This window comes from Halomonas sp. DP4Y7-1, from assembly GCF_019800705.1.
In the GTDB taxonomy this organism is placed as follows: Bacteria; Pseudomonadota; Gammaproteobacteria; order Pseudomonadales; family Halomonadaceae; genus Halomonas; species Halomonas litopenaei_A.
Window position 1 is genome coordinate 394,566 of the sequence record NZ_JAHVKS010000001.1, and the last position, 17,368, is coordinate 411,933.

General features: G+C 62.9%; 14 protein-coding genes. 7 read left to right on the plus strand and 7 right to left on the minus strand.

What is annotated here, in order from left to right; genetic code table 11:
* Nucleotides 1-275 precede the first annotated feature (275 nt).
* From KUV72_RS01570 to KUV72_RS01580, 3 genes are all read left to right on the plus strand, one after another.
* Entirely contained in the window at nucleotides 276-842 is a 567-nt protein-coding gene (locus tag KUV72_RS01570; RefSeq protein WP_206939784.1) for an antibiotic biosynthesis monooxygenase, read from the plus strand.
* A 112-nt stretch (nucleotides 843-954) separates the two neighbouring features.
* On the plus strand, nucleotides 955-2,163 hold the full coding sequence (gene nosP / locus KUV72_RS01575; RefSeq protein ID WP_222237210.1) for a nitric oxide-sensing protein NosP: 1,209 nt from the start codon (nucleotides 955-957) through the stop codon (nucleotides 2,161-2,163).
* The gene (locus KUV72_RS01580; RefSeq protein WP_315857833.1) at nucleotides 2,147-3,550 is read left to right on the plus strand and encodes a hybrid sensor histidine kinase/response regulator; all 1,404 of its coding nucleotides are present in this window, start codon (nucleotides 2,147-2,149) and stop codon (nucleotides 3,548-3,550) included. Before nosP ends, KUV72_RS01580 begins: the two co-directional genes overlap by 17 nt.
* Nucleotides 3,551-3,736: 186 nt before the next feature.
* Here KUV72_RS01580 and KUV72_RS01585 read toward each other — a convergent pair whose 3' ends face one another.
* Nucleotides 3,737-4,426: a response regulator gene (locus KUV72_RS01585; protein WP_222237212.1), complete on the minus strand. Its 690-nt coding sequence runs from the start codon at nucleotides 4,424-4,426 to the stop codon at nucleotides 3,737-3,739.
* Nucleotides 4,427-4,568: 142 nt separating this feature from the next.
* On the opposite strand from KUV72_RS01585, the gene KUV72_RS01590 reads away from it, so the two are divergent.
* Nucleotides 4,569-6,089 (plus strand): aldehyde dehydrogenase family protein, encoded by a 1,521-nt coding sequence (locus tag KUV72_RS01590; protein WP_222161742.1) that lies wholly within the window; start codon nucleotides 4,569-4,571, stop codon nucleotides 6,087-6,089.
* Nucleotides 6,090-6,300: 211 nt separating this feature from the next.
* Nucleotides 6,301-7,329, plus strand: coding sequence for an alcohol dehydrogenase AdhP (gene adhP, locus KUV72_RS01595; RefSeq protein WP_222161743.1), 1,029 nt, complete (start codon nucleotides 6,301-6,303; stop codon nucleotides 7,327-7,329).
* An 87-nt stretch (nucleotides 7,330-7,416) separates the two neighbouring features.
* On the opposite strand, the gene KUV72_RS01600 is transcribed toward adhP, so the two are convergent.
* From KUV72_RS01600 to KUV72_RS01610, 3 genes are all read right to left on the minus strand, one after another.
* Nucleotides 7,417-7,764 carry a DOPA 4,5-dioxygenase family protein gene (locus KUV72_RS01600; RefSeq protein ID WP_261317283.1) on the minus strand — a complete coding sequence of 116 codons (348 nt, stop codon included), beginning with the start codon at nucleotides 7,762-7,764 and terminating at the stop codon, nucleotides 7,417-7,419.
* 234 nt (nucleotides 7,765-7,998) lie between these two features.
* Entirely contained in the window at nucleotides 7,999-10,044 is a 2,046-nt protein-coding gene (gene betT, locus KUV72_RS01605; protein WP_206939767.1) for a choline BCCT transporter BetT, read from the minus strand.
* Nucleotides 10,045-10,751: 707 nt separating this feature from the next.
* Entirely contained in the window at nucleotides 10,752-11,375 is a 624-nt protein-coding gene (locus KUV72_RS01610; RefSeq protein WP_222237213.1) for a hypothetical protein, read from the minus strand.
* Nucleotides 11,376-11,725: 350 nt separating this feature from the next.
* Here KUV72_RS01610 and KUV72_RS01615 point away from each other — a divergent pair, with 350 nt between their 5' ends.
* Nucleotides 11,726-12,325, plus strand: coding sequence for a LysE family translocator (locus KUV72_RS01615; RefSeq protein ID WP_206939763.1), 600 nt, complete (start codon nucleotides 11,726-11,728; stop codon nucleotides 12,323-12,325).
* A 103-nt stretch (nucleotides 12,326-12,428) separates the two neighbouring features.
* On the opposite strand, the gene KUV72_RS01620 is transcribed toward KUV72_RS01615, so the two are convergent.
* Nucleotides 12,429-13,259: a helix-turn-helix transcriptional regulator gene (locus KUV72_RS01620; RefSeq protein ID WP_222237214.1), complete on the minus strand. Its 831-nt coding sequence runs from the start codon at nucleotides 13,257-13,259 to the stop codon at nucleotides 12,429-12,431.
* A 328-nt stretch (nucleotides 13,260-13,587) separates the two neighbouring features.
* On the opposite strand from KUV72_RS01620, the gene KUV72_RS01625 reads away from it, so the two are divergent.
* Nucleotides 13,588-15,111, plus strand: coding sequence for a DUF3360 family protein (locus KUV72_RS01625; protein ID WP_222237215.1), 1,524 nt, complete (start codon nucleotides 13,588-13,590; stop codon nucleotides 15,109-15,111).
* A gap of 71 nt (nucleotides 15,112-15,182) precedes the next feature.
* Here KUV72_RS01625 and KUV72_RS01630 read toward each other — a convergent pair whose 3' ends face one another.
* Nucleotides 15,183-15,890 carry a response regulator gene (locus KUV72_RS01630; protein WP_222237216.1) on the minus strand — a complete coding sequence of 236 codons (708 nt, stop codon included), beginning with the start codon at nucleotides 15,888-15,890 and terminating at the stop codon, nucleotides 15,183-15,185.
* Nucleotides 15,887-17,329 carry an ATP-binding protein gene (locus KUV72_RS01635; RefSeq protein WP_206939755.1) on the minus strand — a complete coding sequence of 481 codons (1,443 nt, stop codon included), beginning with the start codon at nucleotides 17,327-17,329 and terminating at the stop codon, nucleotides 15,887-15,889. Before KUV72_RS01635 ends, KUV72_RS01630 begins: the two co-directional genes overlap by 4 nt.
* Nucleotides 17,330-17,368: the final 39 nt, after the last annotated feature.

The window sequence follows — 17,368 nt, forward strand, 5'->3', positions numbered from 1 at the left end:
CTTGGTGGGTCGGGCCTTTTTTCTGTAAAAGTGATTTTTTTCGAGAAGATAAACTGTCATTTGGCGAAGGTGCCAAGAGAAAGATGACGCCCACTGGCGCTGTGTCATAATGGCTTGGATTTTGCTTGATAAAGCATGTACCGACGTTGCCGCTGCCGCTGACTACCCTAGCCGCCGCGGCGTGGGCCTTACCGGGCCCGTAGTAACCCCTACCCTGGGTATCTGGAGGCGTTCGGCGCTGATCGCGCGGCGACTCCGGTTGATGAGGAGATCCCATGTCAAGCAAACCTGTCACATTGATGGTGGCACGCCGCGTCGCACGAGGCCGCTACCATGACTTTACCGTCTGGCTCGACGAAGGCCGTGAACTTGCCGCGGATTTTCCCGGTTACCTTGGTTCCGGCATCCTGGCACCGCCTCCCGGGGACGACGAGTACCAGATCATCTTTCGCTTTCAGGACTCCGACACCCTGGCCCGCTGGGAGCATTCGGCCTCTCGCCGCGCTTGGCTTGAGCGTGGTGCCGGGCTGTTTGATGCTCCGCTAGAACGCCGCGCGGTGGGACTGGACAGCTGGTTTTCGTCGCCTGGACCGAGAGTCCCCCCGCGCTGGAAGCAGGCCATCGCCATCTGGCTGGCGTTTTTTCCCGTGTCGCTGATGTTCCAGTGGGGGTTGGGGGATGCGCTGGCGACACTGCCGATGGTGCCTCGTGTGCTGGCCAGCACATTGATGCTGACGCCGGTCATGGTGTTCCTCTTCATCCCCCTGTCCACGCGCCTGTTGGCGCCTTGGCTGCAGGCCCCCACGCGGCGCCTGCCGCGGTTCAAGCTACGCCGAAGCTGAGCCAGCCGAGTTCACACCAGAGCATTGAGTCGTGACCCTGGCGGCACCTACACTCAAGGGAGCGCGGTGCGACACGCCGTGCGCCCCTGTGTGCAGGAGCCGAGGACCTTCAATGGCGGATAGGAATAGGGTTCTGGACAGTGAGACGGATCGTGGGACGGATAGCGGGATATCCGCCCCGGTCGCGCGCGACCACGAGGCGCTTGGCCTGAGCGTGGCGTGTAGTCGCGATCCCCGGCCTGGGGCAGCGGCGCAGGAGTTGAAGCAAGGACTCGATCACCCCGATCTTGGGTTCGTGCTGTTCTTCGTCAGTGCCGAATACCCGCTGGACGAGCTGGCCGAGGCGATCGACGCCAGGTTTGGTGAACTGCCGGTGGCCGGGTGTACCAGCGCGGGGGAGATTACGCCAACTGGCTATGCCCGCGGCTCCATCGTGGCCATCGGCTTTGATCGTCGGCACTATGGCGTCGCCACGACCCTGATCGAGGAACTGGATGACGTCACATTGCCGGACGCGCAGCGTCGGGTCGAGGCGCTGTTAAGCAGCGCACGGCGACGACTGCCGGGGAAGGCGTTTGCGCTGACGCTGCTCGATGGCCTGTCGGCCAGCGAAGAGCAGGTGCTGGCGACACTCGACGCCGCACTTGGCGGTATCCCGAGCTTTGGCGGCTCAGCGGGCGACGACAATCACCTGGCCCATACCCATGTGTTTACGGCAGGGCGCTTCCACAGTGGTGCTGCGGTTGTCGTGCTGATCACCACCCACCACCCCTTCGAGGTGTTTTCGTCCCACCATCTCAAGGCCCGCAGGGAGAAGCTGGTGGTGACGCGTGCCGACGCCGAGGGGCGGCGCGTGCTGGAGCTCAATGCGCTGCCCGCCGTCGATGAGTACGCGCGGTGGGTGGGAGTGCCAGCCAGCCAGCTCGATGAAGGGGTGTTCGCCCGCTTCCCGCTGGCGGTCAAGCTGGGGGATGCCTACTACGTGCGCTCCATCCAGCGTGCCAATGCCGACGGCAGTCTCAGCTTCTACTGTGCGGTGGAAACCGGCATCGTGCTGACCGCGATGGCTGCCGAGCCCATTCTCACCGCGCTGGAGCACACCCTGAGCGGACTGCGGCAGCGGCTAGGCAGCCCACAGTTGATCATCGGCTGCGACTGCTTTCTACGTCGTCTCGAGATAGAAGCCCTCGATCAGGTGGCAGAGGCCTCCCGCCAGCTGTCCGGGGCATCGGTGCTCGGCTTCAACACCTATGGCGAACAGCACCATGGCATGCACGTCAATCAGACCTTCACGGGGGTGGCGATTGGATCTGGCCGGTGAGCGACAGCCGAGTACCTTGACGACGGCGCTGGAACACGAGCTGGAGGAAGAGAACCGGCGACTGCGCAAGATCTGTCAGGCGTTGATGGAACGCGTCGAGTCGGCGGGCATGGGGTCGGCGCCCTATGGCGCCTTCGAACATGCCGTATTGCTGGCGGAGCAGGTGCGCGAACGTACCGAGACGCTGCACCGCACCCTCGATGAGCTGGCAGAGGCCAATGCGCGGCTGGAGGAGGCGCGGCGCGAGGCAGAAGCGGCCAATGCCTCCAAGACACGTTTTCTCGCGGCGGTCAGCCACGATCTGCTGCAACCCTTGAACGCAGCCAGACTGTTTGCCAGCGCTCTGGAAGAGCAGCAGCTAGGCCATGAGCCCGGTCGCCTGGTCCACCGCATCGATCGCTCCCTGGCGGATGTGGAGTTGCTGCTGGGGACGCTGGTGGATATCTCGCGGCTCGATGCGGGCGTGCTGACGCCGGATATCGCCCCCTTTTCAGTGGCGCAGCTGCTGGACGTGCTGGCGGAAGAATGCCGCCAGATGGCGGGGGCGCGGGGGCTGGCGTTGCGCTACGTCGCCAGCAGCGCCTGGGTCGCCTCGGACCTGGCCCTGCTGGCCCGCGTCATCCGTAATCTGATGTCCAATGCGGTGCGCTATACCGAGTCCGGACGCGTGTTGCTGGGCTGTCGGCGTCGGCAGATCGGTGGAGCGGCCTGTCTCGAGATTGTGGTCGGCGATACCGGACCAGGCATCGATGCAGCACGCCAGCAGGACATCTTCCTCGAGTTTCGGCGTGGTGATGCCGACGCCAAGGCGCAGGAGCGCGGTCTCGGTCTTGGGCTTGCGATTGTCGAGCGCATCGCGCGCTTGCTGGATCATCCCATTCGGCTGGTCAGCCGGCCCGGGCATGGCGCCTTGTTCTCGGTCACGGTTCCCCTTGTCGAGTCGGTGCCGACGCCGCTGGAGACGCCCGACAGACAGCGCCTGCCCGGGGAAGAGGTGCTGGCGGGCAGCCTGGTCTGGGTACTGGACAACGACCCCGCCATTCTCGACGGGATGCGGGCGCTGCTGGGCGGATGGGGCTGCGAGTCGCGGCTGGCGCTTGAAGTCAGCGAACTTGAGCAAAGCCTGGACAGTGCAGAGGCTGCGCCTGATACCCCTGCGGTACCCAGGGTGGTGATGATCGATTATCACCTGGCCGATGACGAGGAAGATGGGCTCTCCCTGGCCCAGCGTCTTGCCGCCAGCGGGCGCGCTATCGTCCCGATTCTGATCACGGCCAACCACGACGCCGCCATCAAGCGCCGCAGTCGCGAGCAGGGCATCACCTGCCTGTTGAAGCCGGTGAAACCGCTACGGCTACGTCAGGCATTGGTGCATCTATTGAGTTGAGGCGAGCGTGGGAGCCACTGGAAGGTTCGTGTCGCGGCGGTAGGGAGGGGTTGCGTCGGTAGCACTTTGTTTGGGTGGGTGAAGTGATGCAGCTGACTTGGCGCCTGGTGTGCTGCCCTTCCCTACGTCTTCTTCCGGACCCTGGTCACGGCTGTCTGAAAGCCTGGCTGCGTCGTAGTCGGCGCCTTAGCGGGTCCGTCGGTTTGCTAGGCAGGTCAAGAGGGTGGACTCGTCGGCGGCCAGGATGGCCTGCACTCGACTACTGACCCCGAGCTTCTTGAGAATGGCTGAAACGTGGGTCTTGACGGTGGTCTCGGCGATCTCGAGCTCCCGTGCGATGACCTTGTTGGAGGCTCCGCGGATGACCAGTGAGAGCACCTCTAGCTGCTTTATCGTCAGCTGGTTCAACACGTCCACGGGAGTGGCCGTGCTCTGCGCGGGGGCGGGAGAGGGCCTGACGGCAGACAGCTCAGCTGGCCGACGCATGATATCCGCAGGCAGATAGATCTGACCGTCAAGAATCTGCTTGATCGCCGCCAGCAGGTCCGGGCGAGGTGTGGATTTGGGCAGGTATCCAACCGCGCCTAGATCCAGCGCCCCCAGCACCGTGGCTCTGTCACTCTCGGCCGATAGCACGGCCACTGCCACGCCGGGGAACGCACGCCTGAGGGTATCGAGGCCATCGAGCCCCGAGGCATCGGGCAGGTTCAGGTCCAACAGCACCAGGTCGACATTGTCATCGGCATCCAACCCCTGGGCCAGAGCGGCGAAGCAGTCCGCCTCGCGCAGCGAGGCACCGGGCAGTCCTGCCTGGATCACCGCGGTGATGGCGTCGCGAAACAGAGGGTGATCGTCAGCCACCATCAGGCTGTACATGTCGGGCTCTCCGCGTTCTTCACGATGAGCCTCCTACCGAAGGAGGAGGCGCTCTCCTGCCAGGGCAGTATGTCGCATGCCGGGTCCGTGACCAAGACTGGAATGGCGTACAACGACAACATCCTGACAAAGGAGACACGCCATGATCTATCAAAACCCCGGACAGCCCGGCGCCGTCGTCAGCTTCGACGAGCAATACGGCAACTACATCGGCGGTGAATTCGTCGCTCCGGTGAAGGGGCAGTACTTCGACAATGTCAGCCCGGTCAACGGCCAGGTGTTCTGCCAGATCCCACGCTCAACGGCGGAGGACATCGACAAGGCGCTGGATGCCGCCCATGCCGCAGCGCCGGCCTGGGGGCGCACCTCTGCCACGGAGCGCTCGAACATCCTGCTCAAGATGGCGGATCGCATCGAGGCCAACCTGGAAGCCTTGGCGGTGGCAGAGTGCTGGGACAACGGCAAGGCGGTTCGCGAAACCCTGAACGCCGACATCCCTCTGGCGGTCGACCATTTTCGTTACTTCGCCGGCTGTATTCGCGCTCAGGAAGGCACTGCTGCCGATATCGACGCACACACCGTGGCCTACCACTTCCATGAGCCGCTAGGGGTGGTCGGCCAGATCATCCCCTGGAACTTTCCACTACTGATGGCCACCTGGAAACTGGCCCCGGCGCTGGCGGCAGGCAACTGCGTAGTGCTCAAGCCGGCAGAGCAGACCCCCGCTTCCATTCTGAAGCTGATGGAAATCATTGGCGATCTGTTGCCTGCCGGGGTGGTCAATGTGGTCAATGGCTTTGGTGCCGAAGCCGGTGAGGCCCTGGCGACCAGCAAGCGGATCGCCAAGATTGCCTTTACCGGATCGACGCCGGTGGGGTCGCATATTCTCAAGTGCGCCGCCGACAACATCATCCCCTCGACGGTGGAACTGGGTGGCAAGTCGCCCAACATCTATTTTGCCGACATCATGAATGCCGAGCCGGAATTCATCGACAAGGCGGCCGAGGGCCTGGTGCTGGCGTTCTTCAACCAGGGTGAGGTGTGTACCTGTCCGTCGCGGGCGCTGATTCAGGAAAGCATGTATGAACCCTTCATGGCCAAGGTGATGGAGCGGGTCGCCACGATCAAACGTGGCAACCCGCTGGACACCGATGTTCAGGTGGGTGCCCAGGCCTCCAAGGAGCAGTTCGACAAGATCATGTCGTATATGGACATCGCCCGTGAGGAGGGAGCCGAGTTTCTGACCGGGGGCAACCAGGCCAAGGTCGATCCGGCCCTGGATACCGGGTACTACATCGAGCCGACGCTGCTCAAGGGCAACAACCAGATGAGGGTGTTCCAGGAAGAGATTTTCGGCCCGGTGGTGGCTGTGACCACCTTCAAGGACGAGGAAGAAGCCCTGGCCATCGCCAACGATACCGAGTTTGGCCTTGGTGCTGGCGTGTGGAGCCGCGACATCAACGTGGCTTTCCGCATGGGTCGCGGGATTCAGGCCGGCCGTGTGTGGACCAACTGCTATCACCAATATCCCGCCCACGCCGCCTTCGGCGGCTACAAGAAATCCGGTGTCGGTCGCGAGACCCACAAGATGGTGCTCGAGCATTACCAGCAGACCAAGAACCTGCTGGTGAGCTACGACACGAATCCGCTGGGTTTTTTCTGATCCAATGACACTTGGCCAGTGGCAGCGCCGCTGGCCAAGTGGAGAGTCCGAGTGATCGCGCCGAACCTGGCGCATGTTACCGGCGCCTGTTGGGCGCCCATTGCCTGGTCGTCAATGTCGTGTGCGTGGTGATGAGTGTGGTGTATCGCGGGTCCTCGACATGGGCGTACCAAGGTCTTCTCATGCCTGAAACAAGGCAAGGAGTCATGCCATGCAACGCACTATGGAAGCCGCCGTCGTTCGTCAGTTTGGTCAACCCCTGAGCATCGAGGAAGTCGAGGTACCGCGTCCTGCCAGAGGCGAGGTGCTGGTCAAGATTGCGGCATCGGGTGTGTGTCACACTGACTTGCACGCGGCTCACGGCGACTGGCCGGTCAAGCCCAATCCTCCCTTCATTCCTGGCCATGAAGGTGTCGGCCAGGTGGCGGCGGTCGGCGAAGGGGTCACCCATATCAAGGAGGGTGATCGCGTCGGTATTCCCTGGCTGTACACCGCCTGTGGGCACTGCGAACACTGCCTGGGGGGATGGGAAACGCTGTGCGAGTCGCAGCAGAACACCGGGTATTCGGTAAACGGCGGGTTCGCCGAGTACGCGATCGCCGATGCTGGCTTCGTCGGTCATCTGCCGGACAGTGTGGGCTTTGTCGAGATTGCTCCCGTGCTGTGTGCAGGGGTGACGGTGTACAAGGGGCTGAAGATGACCGATACCCGCCCGGGGCAATGGGTGGTGGTGTCAGGGATTGGCGGACTGGGCCATATGGCGGTGCAGTATGCCAAGGCCATGGGGCTGAATGTGGCAGCCGTTGATGTCGCGGATGACAAGTTGGAGCTGGCCAAAAAGCTGGGTGCCACGGTGACCGTCAACGCCCTCAAGGAAGACCCTGTGGCAGCGCTCAAGCGCGATATCGGCGGTGCCCACGGGGCCTTGGTCACGGCGGTGTCGCCGAAGGCCTTCGAACAGGCCCAGGGCATGGTTCGGCGGGGCGGTACCATTGCCTTGAACGGCCTGCCGCCAGGGGACTTCCCGCTGCCGATCTTCGATACCGTGCTGAATGGCATTACCGTGCGTGGTTCCATCGTCGGCACCCGTCAGGACCTGCAGGAAGCACTGGATTTCGCCGGTGAAGGCAAGGTCAAGGCCACCGTTTCCACCGATCGCCTGGCCAATATCAACGACATCTTCGGGCGCATGCTGGATGGCAAGATCGAGGGGAGGGTGGTGCTCGATATGCAGGGCTGATGTGACCGCCCTGCACTGAAGACGTGTTGAGTAGGAGGGGGCGGTGGAGCCCAGGTTTCCAAGGCCCAGGTGCTTGCGTTCTGCCGCTCAGTCGCGGTGAAACACGTCGAGGTTCAACGTTTGGCTCTGACCCAGCCAGATGACCCCCTGAGTGTGGTCAAACAGGTCATCGTCGGTACCCAGGTGCACAAAAATGTCCATGTCGCCCCGGTGGATGGCGAGCCAGGGCACAATGGCACCGAAGTCTTCAGCGGCGAAGGAGAGCTGGCAGCTCCAGCGTGGGTGTGGGCCCACCGGTTGTTGATGAAAGCGCCCGACCTGCACGGCAAAGCGTGCCTGGCAGGCGTCTGCCAACGTCTGCGCCTGGGCAAGCCCGCAAGCATCGTCGTAGTAGAGGTGGGCATGGTAGTAGCGAATCTGATCGACATCGGGCATCGGTAAGCTCCTTGGTAGTCCTTGTAGCATCGCGCCAATGGAGGGATGGAGCAACGGTGGTGGGCTGGCTTGCAGCTTCACGACCGCACCAGCACCACTTCTCGCCAGTCTCAGTCCTGGTCAGCTCCACAGCACTCTCACTGCACCACTTTTATCAACGCATAAGAAAGCGGCGGCCCCTGGGGCCGCCGCAGTTGATGCTGATGTTGCAGGGTTATCTGAACGCCAAGGTGTTCAGGGGTCTTGCGTCGCCCCTTCCGGTGGCTCGCCGATGAAACCAGGCATGGCCGGTGTCGGCGTGCCCTGGCGGGCAATGGCCAGGAACTGCAGATGACGCTCGTATTCGCCGAGTACGTCGTCGATGACCTGGCCGCGGGTGTAGCCGTTGAGGTTCTGCCCCAGGCCGCCTTCCGCCAGATGGACGTCCAGACGCAGGTAGTAGTCGTCATCGGCGGGCAGGAAGCTCGGCGTACGCATGCGGTGTGGTCTGACCTGATAGACGAAGCTCTGCATCTCATCGAAGTCCACCTGCAGGGTCAGGCGCGGCAACGGCTCGCCGTCGATCTGCTCCTCACTAAGGGTGGCGGTCTGGCCACGGCGCTCGAGCTCTTCCACAAACTGGGCGAGGCCGGGACGCAAGGCGTGCTTGATGGTGGACTCCGCGCCGGCGCGGTTGGAGGTGTCCAGCGCGCGATCCAGGCGCTCCTTCCAGTTGCCTCCTTCACCGCTGGCCGCGACCAGCTTGCGCGCGTCGGCCTTTTCCTTCTCCGTGCGCAGCGCACGGGTCAGCCCGACCATGATCGCAAACATCACCAGCGAGAAGGGCAGGGCTGTGATCACTACCGCACTTTGCAGAGCGTCCAGACCACCGGCCATCAACAGGGCAATGGTAATCAGACCAATGATGGCAGACCAGAAGATGCGCAGGCGAATCGGTGCATCATGGTTCACGTCACGCAGGATCGAGGTGAAGTTGGCCAGGACCAGAGCCCCGGAGTCAGCGGAGGTCACGAAGAACACCACACCGAGCAGCGTCACCACCGAGGCGGTAATGCTGATATAGGGATATTGCTCCAGGAAGGTATAGATGGTGGTCTGCGGCGTGGCCAGAGCCTGCTCGCCCAGCACCGTCAGCCCGTCATTGGCGACCATGTCGATTCCGGAGTTACCGAAGATGGACATCCACGCCATCATGAAGCCCAGTGGAATCAGCAGGGCACCCATGGCGAACTGGCGAATGGTGCGCCCACGCGAGATACGAGCGAGGAACAGGCCAACAAAGGGCGTCCAGGCAATCCACCAGCCCCAGAAGAAGATGGTCCACCAGCCCTTCCACTGCTGTGCGTCGCTGCCGGCGAATGCATAGGTGTCGAAACTCTTGCCGACAAAGCCACCCAGATAGTCCCCGACGTTAAGCACTAGGGCATTCAGCAGATGAAGCGTATCGCCCTGGAACAACACGAACAGCAGCAGGGCAGCAGCCAGCAGCATGTTGAACTCGGACAGGCGACGGATGCCTTTCTCTACGCCGGTCACCACGGAAATGGTCGCCAGTATGACCACCAGTACGATCAGCACGACTTGCGTCGAAAGGCTCTCAGGCACGCCGAACATGAACGTCAGGCCGTAATTGAGCTGGATGACGCCGATGCCCAGGCTGGTGGCGATACCGAACACCGTGGAAATGACCGCGGTGATGTCCACCGCATTGCCGATCGGGCCGTAGATGCGCTTGCCCAGCAGCGGATAGAGCGCGCTCCGGATGGCCAGCGGTAGGCGGTGACGATAGCTGAAGTAGGCCAGAGCCATGCCCATCAGGACGTACATGCCCCACCCGGTCAGGCCCCAGTGCAGAAAGGTCTGGGGGACGGCCTGGCGCAGCGCAGCGGCACTTTCCGGTGCCATGTCCGGAGGGGTCAGGTAGTGCGACAGCGGCTCTGCCACGCAGAAGAACAGCAGGTCGATGCCAATGCCTGCAGCGAACAGCATGGACGCCCAGGAGAGTAGCGAGAACTCTGGGCGGGAGTGATCCGGGCCTAGCCGAATGTTGCCGACGCGGGACAGGCTGATCACCAGCACGAATACCAGATAGGCCACGGCGGCCAGCATGTAGTACCAGCCAAAGGTATCGTTGACCCAGGCCAGCCCTGCATCGAACAAGGCGCCTGCCTGCTCGGTCAAGGTCATGGTGAAGATGAGAAAGACCACGATGCCTGCCACGGCGCCATGAAAGACGACGGGGTTGAGACGATCGCGGGAGGCGTTTTCATGTTGTGACATGCACGTGCTCCCTAGAGGATGAAATGAGACTGAGCCGATCCGGCAACTTGCTGACCGAGGCCCTGCTGTGCCGGTCTCCGTAGCGCCGTCCTGGCATCTCCCAGCGGGCATTCCTTGCTGCTACGCCATTTCGTTAATTGGATGAGCAATTAACGAAATGGTGGTGACGGAGTGTCGCGATCAATGCCGTCTGGCCGAAGTCTCATTGTGCTGCTGCCGATAGGGCAGGTCGCCAGCACAGCAAGTGTTCGCGAGACAGCAAGCGCGACCCCAGCGGCGGCTCTTGGATGGGGTCGCTGACGATCCTATCCAGCCGTTGGAGGCTCACATTTTATTGATTGAACGTTCAATAAAATACAGAGTCCCGATGCATCTTTCAAGGTCGTCACCAAAAGACCGTGGAGAAAGCGTTGGGCATGGCGCGCAGAAACCGGGTCAGAGAACGATTAAAGAAGCAGGGTCGAGAAACCCACGCCATAAGGGGGCGATACCCATGAAAAAGCCCCATGCCGGGCGGCATGGGGCTTACGAGGGGCTGCCGGAAAGCGATTCCGGCGCCTAGGGAAACACGGCATCGATGATGACGCTCAAGAGGCTACGGTGACTGCAGCGATACGATCCTGGTGACCGTCAGTCATTCCGAGGCCGCCTGCTGCGGTGGCGTCATCAGCTGCAACAGGCTGCCAGTGTTTCCTAGTGGGCGGGGATCAGGCCTCGGGAGCGTGGCGCTTGCCATGTTCGTGAGGATGACGCTCGCCGTGGCCGCGAGGACCTTGATCATGGCCCGGCATCAGGGCGTGCTTGAGCTCACGCATCTGCTGCTCGTCGAGGATGTTGGCCATCTGGTCCCTGGAGGACGTCATCAGCTCGCGCCATGCATCGTGTCGCTGTTCGTCACTCTCGAAGTCCTGGGCCTTGAGAGCCTCGGCACCTTCCTTGAAGGACTCACGGGCAGCGTTGAAGGCCTCGCGGTCTTCAGCGGACAGCTCCCACTTGTCGACCAGCGCATTGACGCGCTCTTCGCGCAGTTCATGACGGGCGCGCTCCAGCGCGGCCATGCCATCTTCCCCGAGGATCTCCTGGCGCTGTTCGCGGAAATCGGCGTTCAGTTCCTCGATGGCCTCGTGATGCTCGATACCTGCCTGCTTGAGTGCTTCGCGGGTGTCGGCGTCGATGCCGGCACGCTCATACAGCTCCGCGCGCATATCAGGGCCAGCGTGACGCGGTCCTTCGTGGCGATCCGGAGCCGCGCTAGCGCTCATCGCGATCGGCAGCAGGGCAGCGGAGATGGCGGCAGACAGCAGGGCCTTGCGAGCAAACGTGGTGTTCATGTGTGACTCCTTCAGCGTTGATGACCCTTTACCAAGGGTGATGTTGTCCGGGCGATGCCCTTGTTGACGTGATTTATCTTGGCGGGGTGTCGTGCAACTGACATGCAGCCAATGTGCAGAGAAGCGGCAAGCGCAGCCGACGTTATGCAACACGCTGTTCCAGTCAGAGCCGCCGTGGCAGGCGGAAGGCTCCAAGGCGGTGGTCGTGGCTGGTGGTGAGACGAGGCGGGTGGCGAGACAGGGAACAAGACTGGGTCAGGCGGCTGGAGGGACAGTGGGTGAAATTTTCTTCAATACCCGCACTAGCAGAAGCCTCAGGCTGAGGCTTTCCCCTGGGTGTGGAGTACGATATGACGTTTTCTGCTGATGAACTGTTGGCGATATTGGGATTTGCCTTGGTGGCGTCGCTTTCGCCGGGTCCCGTGAACCTGCTGATACTGACCGCCGGGATCGGCCACGGTGGCGCCCGAGCGATGCGCCTTGCGGTAGGCTCATGTGCTGGCTTCACGCTCTTGCTAGGCGTATTGGCGGCCGGACTTGGCAGCGTCTGGCAGGCGCTGCCGGTATTGCAGTGGGTGTTGAAGGCGGCGGGCGGAGGGTTCGTGGCGTGGCTGTCCTGGAAACTGCTGCAGGACCGCGGCGACTGGGGAGCAGAGGCCCATGGCACGGCGCCAGGGTTGATGACGGCGGCACTGATGCAGTGGCTCAATCCCAAGGCGTGGATCGCCTCCATGGCGGGGCTCGGGATCTTTACTGCGGGGCGAGGAGGGCTGGATATGGCCGTGTTTACCCTGACGTGGGGGACGGTCTGCTTTGCCAGTGCCTGCGTATGGGCATGGTGCGGGTCGCACGCGGGGCAGTGGCTGGCCGATGCGGGGCGTCGCCAGCTGCTGCAGCGCGGCTTGGCGGTGACGCTGATGTGCAGTGGCGTATTGATGCTTCTGCCTTGAACGGGGTGGACCCTCTATCATCCGCTGACGTTGACCGCTCTTGGCCATCAACACGCCCAGAGCCGCCCCGAGGGCGGCAACAACCTCGAGGGAGATAAGCCGACTATGCGTGGCGGGGGAGGGAACCCTCGGCGTAGTGCCCCGGTGTGGTCGCCAGCAGTTTCTTGAAGGTTCGCTGCAGATGCGCCTGGTCGGCGAAGCCACAATCGCTGGCGACTTGCGCAATCGGCTGGCCCTGGCGCAGCCGATCGCGAGCTTCGCGCACTCGCAGATCGATCAGGGCCGCATGGGGCGTGGTGGCATAGTGGCGTCGAAAGCCTGCGATCAGGCTGGTGGTGCGACAGCCCGCCTCCTGGCACAGGTCGGTGAGGCTCAGGTCATGTTGCCAGTCATCGTTCAGACGCTGCCAGGCACGGGCCAGGGCGTCGGGCGGAGCATTGCGCAGAGGCTCGGCTCGTGCCATCTGCTTGGCCAGCTCAGCCACCAGCAAGGCCAAGGCGGCGTCCCGTTCCATCCGGTCGGCATCGGCGGAGGCAAGGGTGTCAGTCAGGACCATGATGGAGCGGTGCAGCACGGGATCGCGACTGATCTGCCGAATCAGAGGCGGAAGGTCGTCCGTCGTTACGTCCAACTGGACGGCCAGCCAGGCGCTGTCGAGATAGACCATATCGTAGCCCCAGTCAGCGTCGCTCAGGGCATTGCAGGCATGCATGGCGCCGGGCTCTATCATCACCACGTCGCCTTGGGTGACTTCAAGGGAGCGGTGGCGATGGCGGAACTGGGAATGTCCTTGAACGATGGCACCCAGTGACAGAGTGTCATGGCTGTGGGCGGCGTGACTGAGGCGATGCCCCCCTCTCACCCGCCTGGCCTCGAGCTGGGGCAGGTCAGGGGCGCGCAGATAGCGGGACAGGGTGGCCGGAATAGTGCGCATGACGGGCTCTCTATCAATAAGGGCTCTCTGGTTAACAAGGACGTCTCGTTGACGAGCCGCAAGGGAGAGCAACGATAGCTACTGTTATCCATCTTCCCGCGGCAGGCAAGTGCCGTGGAGCCTGAGCTGGGTCAAGGGATGCACCCTGAGCACAGCGTGGCCGCCAGGGGCGGGGAAAAGGCTGACGGCGATCAACGAGTATCGCCACTTAGATGGATAAGGTGACTTACCTTTTTTGCTGAAACGATCCATTGGCTGACAAGGCCGTCGGACACGACGCTGCGTGGCAAGAGCAGTGGGTCGATTTCCTCTGACAAGTGAGATCACCATGACGGACACTGCCACGTCCCGGGCGCAATCGCCCGAGGCGCTCAGCTATCGTGAGCTGCATCGGCATGCCAGCGAGTTTTCCAGCCGCTCCGACTATCTGGAGCACGAACTCAAGATTATGCGTCCCAGGCGCTTCAGCCTTAACTTGATCGGACGTGACTTCAATTTCGAGATCGAGGATCTGGTGCCGGCGATCGCAGGCACCATCGGTATCATCGCGATGTACTCGGCGGTGATGATGTCCTGGGCCGATGGGCTGTCGGCCGCCTGGCCAGGTGTCCAGCTGGGCAAGGATTTCGCCATCGCCGTGTCACGGCTCGAGATGCTGCTCCCGGTGCTGCTGTTCTGCGTGCTGGGTTCGGGGATCTTCAATCCCCGTGCCAATCTGGCCGGCAACCATGGACCGATGATTCCGCTGATCGGCAGCATGGCGTTGGCCGGCGCGCATCCCCTGGCGCTGGCGCTTTGGATCGGCGCCTTTGGTCTGGGGCTGTCGTGGATCAAGGGCGGGTCGCGGCTGGTCAACCTGACGTCTCAAGGGACCGCTGGGGGGCTGCTGATCTTCCTCGGATTTTCCGGGGCCATCGGCCAGATCAGCAATCTTAAATCTTGGGGCCTGGGCCTCTCCGGCGACATGGGGTACGTCGCTCTGATCGTGCTGGCGGTGAACATTGTGCTGTATGCGGTGCTGGCTCGCCTGGGAAAGCGCTGGCTGGCCATTCCTGCCTGTGCGGTCACTGGACTGCTGGTGGCGCTCGCCCTGGGCGCAGGTGGTGACCTTGAGTTGACCACCGAAGTAGGCCTTCCGCCCTTGAGCCCAAGCTACTGGTGGGGCAGCACCGAACAAGGCTGGATGATGGGGCTGCCCAATGTGCAGCACTTTATCGCCTCACTGCCGTTTGCCATTCTGGCGGTGGCCATGTGGTCCCCCGACTTTCTCGGCCATCGCATCTTCCAGGAGATGAACTATCCCAAGGGGGCCGACAGGGTGCTGATGGACGTCGATGACACCATGACCATGTGCTCCATCCGCCAGGTGGTCGGCACTGCCCTTGGAGGAGGCAATATCACCTCTTCCTGGGGCACTTACATGATCCCGGCAGCGATTGCCAAACGACCGATTCCGGCGGGGGCGATCCTGCTGGGCCTGCTGACCATCACCATTGCCATTCTGGGGTTCCCCATGGACATCGCGGTGTGGCCACCGGTCATGTGCGTGGCGCTGTTGGTGGGGGTGTTCCTGCCGATGCTCGAGGCCGGCGTACAGATGATCAAGGAAGGGAGGGACGCCCAGGCGGCCGGGGTATGCCTGTTTGCCGCTGCGGTGACCAACCCTGTGCTTGCCTGGGCTGCCACCATGCTGCTCGACAATAATGGCTGGATCGGAGACCGCGAGCGTGCCGGGCGGCTGTCGCTGACGGATCGGCTGGTCATTCCCGTCGCGGTGCTCGGTATCTGTCTGTTCGCCATGCTGGCGGTGGGCATGTTCGAGGGACAGTACGGGATTCCCGCGCTGTTCTAGATCGAGCGCACGTGCCAGACGCAAGAGACCGCCCAAGGGCGGCCTCTTGCGTTGTCGGCGGGTGATCGGTGTCACTCTTCCGGCTGGTACTTGTAGCCGACGCCGTAGACCGAGCGGATGATTTCTCGTTCTGGCCAGATGTCCGCGATCTTCTTGCGCAGCTTCTTGATGTGGCTGTCCACCGTGCGCTCCGACACGATGCGATGGTCGCGGTACATGTGATCCATCAGCTGCTCGCGGGCAAAGATGCGGCCCGGCGAATGCATCATGACCTTGAGCAGCTGGAATTCCACCGCGGTAAGGCCGAGATCCTGGCCGTTGGCCAGGGCGCGCCAGCCGCTCTCGTCCAGGATAAGGTCGTGATTGGCCTGGCCGTCAGTGTGCCGGGCTTGGCTGCGACGCAGCACGGCCTTGACCCTGGCCACCACCTCTCGTGGGCTGAAGGGCTTGCAGATATAGTCATCGGCACCCAGCTCCAGGCCCAGCAGTCGGTCGACTTCCTCGACGCGGGCGGTGAGCATGACCACGGCAATATCGGGCCAGCGCTGGCGGATCTCGCGACACAGGGTCAGGCCATCGGTGCCCGGCAGCATCAGGTCTAGCAGTACCAGGCTGGGGCGCGACTCGACCTCGCTCAGGTAGCCCACGACCTGATCGCCGTGGTCAATGTGGTGGGTGGCATAGCCACTGCCCTGCAGATAGTCCGCCACCAGGCGTGCAATCTTGGGCTCGTCCTCGACGATCAGGATCGTGTCGGTGGCGGCGTCGTTATCAGTCATTCGGTGTCCTCGTGCTGCTGCAGGTGGTCGGGCAGGGCCGGAAAACGCAAGGTCCAGCATAACCCTCCGAGAGCGGAAGGAGAGGGAGTCATCTCGGCGTCGTGGGCCCGTGCCAGGGCGGTGGCGATGGACAGGCCAAGGCCACTGCCTCCGCTGGCGCGGTTGCGGGAGCCTTCAACGCGGTATAGCCGCTCGGTCAGGCGGGGCAGCTCGCTGGCCGGGACGCCAGGGGCGCTATCTTCCCAGCGCAGCAGCCAGTCGTCGGCGTCGCGTTCGAGTCGGACCCTGAGCTGCCCAGGAGCCTGAGTATAGGCGCAAGTGTTGTCGATCAGGTTATTCCAAAGCTGGCGCAGGCGCTGGATGTCACCACGAATCCAGGCCGGCTGCTGGATATCATGCTCCAGGCTGATGCCGTGGTCACTCAGCCAGCCTTCCGCCTCATCCAGGCGAGAGGACAGCTGCTCGCCCAGGTCCAGCGGGGCTAGCTGCACTTCGAGCGCGCCAGCGTCACTCTGTGACAGCAGGCGCAGGTCGGCGACCAGTCGTTCCAGCTGTCCTACTTCCTGGGACAGTGAGTGCAGATTGTCCTGATCGAGGGCGCGAATGCCGTCCTGCATCGCCTCGATCTCCCCACGCAGCACCGCCAGGGGCGTGCGCAGCTCGTGGGCGATGTCCGATACCCAGCGGCTTCTTGCCTCACGACTGGCCTCCAGGGTTTCTGCCAGCACGTTGAAGTCATGTGACAGGCTCGACAGCTCATCGCGGCCCCGCTCGGGCAGGCGAATGCTGTAGTCGCCTTCGGTCAGGCGCCGGGTGGCCAGCGCCATGCCACGGGCGCGGCGTCCCATCCACCACGACAGCGCGGCTGCCAGCAGCAGCGACGTCAGCGCCAGTGCGATCACGATGATCGTCAGGTTGCGCTGCTGCTGGGCCAGAAACAGTCGATCCATGCGGGCCATCAGCTGTTCCGGAGGCCGATACCCCAGGGTCCCGACCTGGCGCCCGGCACTCATGACCGGCAGCCAGCGAAGCTCTGCCGCCATGTCATCCTTGTCCGGTGGCAGGCCGATGACCGGCAGTCCGTTCTCGTCGTGCAGTACGAAATCCCGTGGATCCCCCAGGTCACCTTCAATCGACAGCGGTGGCAGGTTATCGCCGGGCCATAGCTGTCGCCGCACCAGATGATGCCAGGCCCGCGGTGACTGGCGTAGCCATTGCCAGTTCTGTCGCCGCGCCCAGGCTTCGCCCAGCCCCTCCGCCAGGGTTTCGGCACGCCGGGTCTGGGAACGATCCAGGTATTCGATGAAGCCCTGATCGAGACTACGAGAAATGGCCACGAAGACCAGGCCAGCAATGGCCACGTTGACGACCAGAATAATGGCGAAAAGCTTCAGTCCCAGGCGTGAGAAGGCTGGGCGAAACAGACGTTTCGCGGACATGCGCGAGTTCCTTGACCGTGATGACAGTGGTTCCTGCAC

Excerpts from the sequence above, each read along its gene's own strand:
- nosP (WP_222237210.1), top strand. The coding sequence starts at position 955 with ATGGCGGATAGGAATAGGGTTCTGGACAGTGAGACGGATCGTGGGACG.
- KUV72_RS01600 (WP_261317283.1), bottom strand. The coding sequence starts at position 7,764 with ATGCCCGATGTCGATCAGATTCGCTACTACCATGCCCACCTCTACTAC.
- KUV72_RS01610 (WP_222237213.1), bottom strand. The coding sequence starts at position 11,375 with ATGAACACCACGTTTGCTCGCAAGGCCCTGCTGTCTGCCGCCATCTCC.
- KUV72_RS01570 (WP_206939784.1), top strand. The coding sequence starts at position 276 with ATGTCAAGCAAACCTGTCACATTGATGGTGGCACGCCGCGTCGCACGA.
- KUV72_RS01620 (WP_222237214.1), bottom strand. The coding sequence starts at position 13,259 with ATGCGCACTATTCCGGCCACCCTGTCCCGCTATCTGCGCGCCCCTGAC.
- KUV72_RS01615 (WP_206939763.1), top strand. The coding sequence starts at position 11,726 with ATGACGTTTTCTGCTGATGAACTGTTGGCGATATTGGGATTTGCCTTG.
- betT (WP_206939767.1), bottom strand. The coding sequence starts at position 10,044 with ATGTCACAACATGAAAACGCCTCCCGCGATCGTCTCAACCCCGTCGTC.
- KUV72_RS01630 (WP_222237216.1), bottom strand. The coding sequence starts at position 15,890 with ATGACTGATAACGACGCCGCCACCGACACGATCCTGATCGTCGAGGAC.
- adhP (WP_222161743.1), top strand. The coding sequence starts at position 6,301 with ATGCAACGCACTATGGAAGCCGCCGTCGTTCGTCAGTTTGGTCAACCC.
- KUV72_RS01635 (WP_206939755.1), bottom strand. The coding sequence starts at position 17,329 with ATGTCCGCGAAACGTCTGTTTCGCCCAGCCTTCTCACGCCTGGGACTG.
- KUV72_RS01625 (WP_222237215.1), top strand. The coding sequence starts at position 13,588 with ATGACGGACACTGCCACGTCCCGGGCGCAATCGCCCGAGGCGCTCAGC.
- KUV72_RS01585 (WP_222237212.1), bottom strand. The coding sequence starts at position 4,426 with ATGTACAGCCTGATGGTGGCTGACGATCACCCTCTGTTTCGCGACGCC.
- KUV72_RS01590 (WP_222161742.1), top strand. The coding sequence starts at position 4,569 with ATGATCTATCAAAACCCCGGACAGCCCGGCGCCGTCGTCAGCTTCGAC.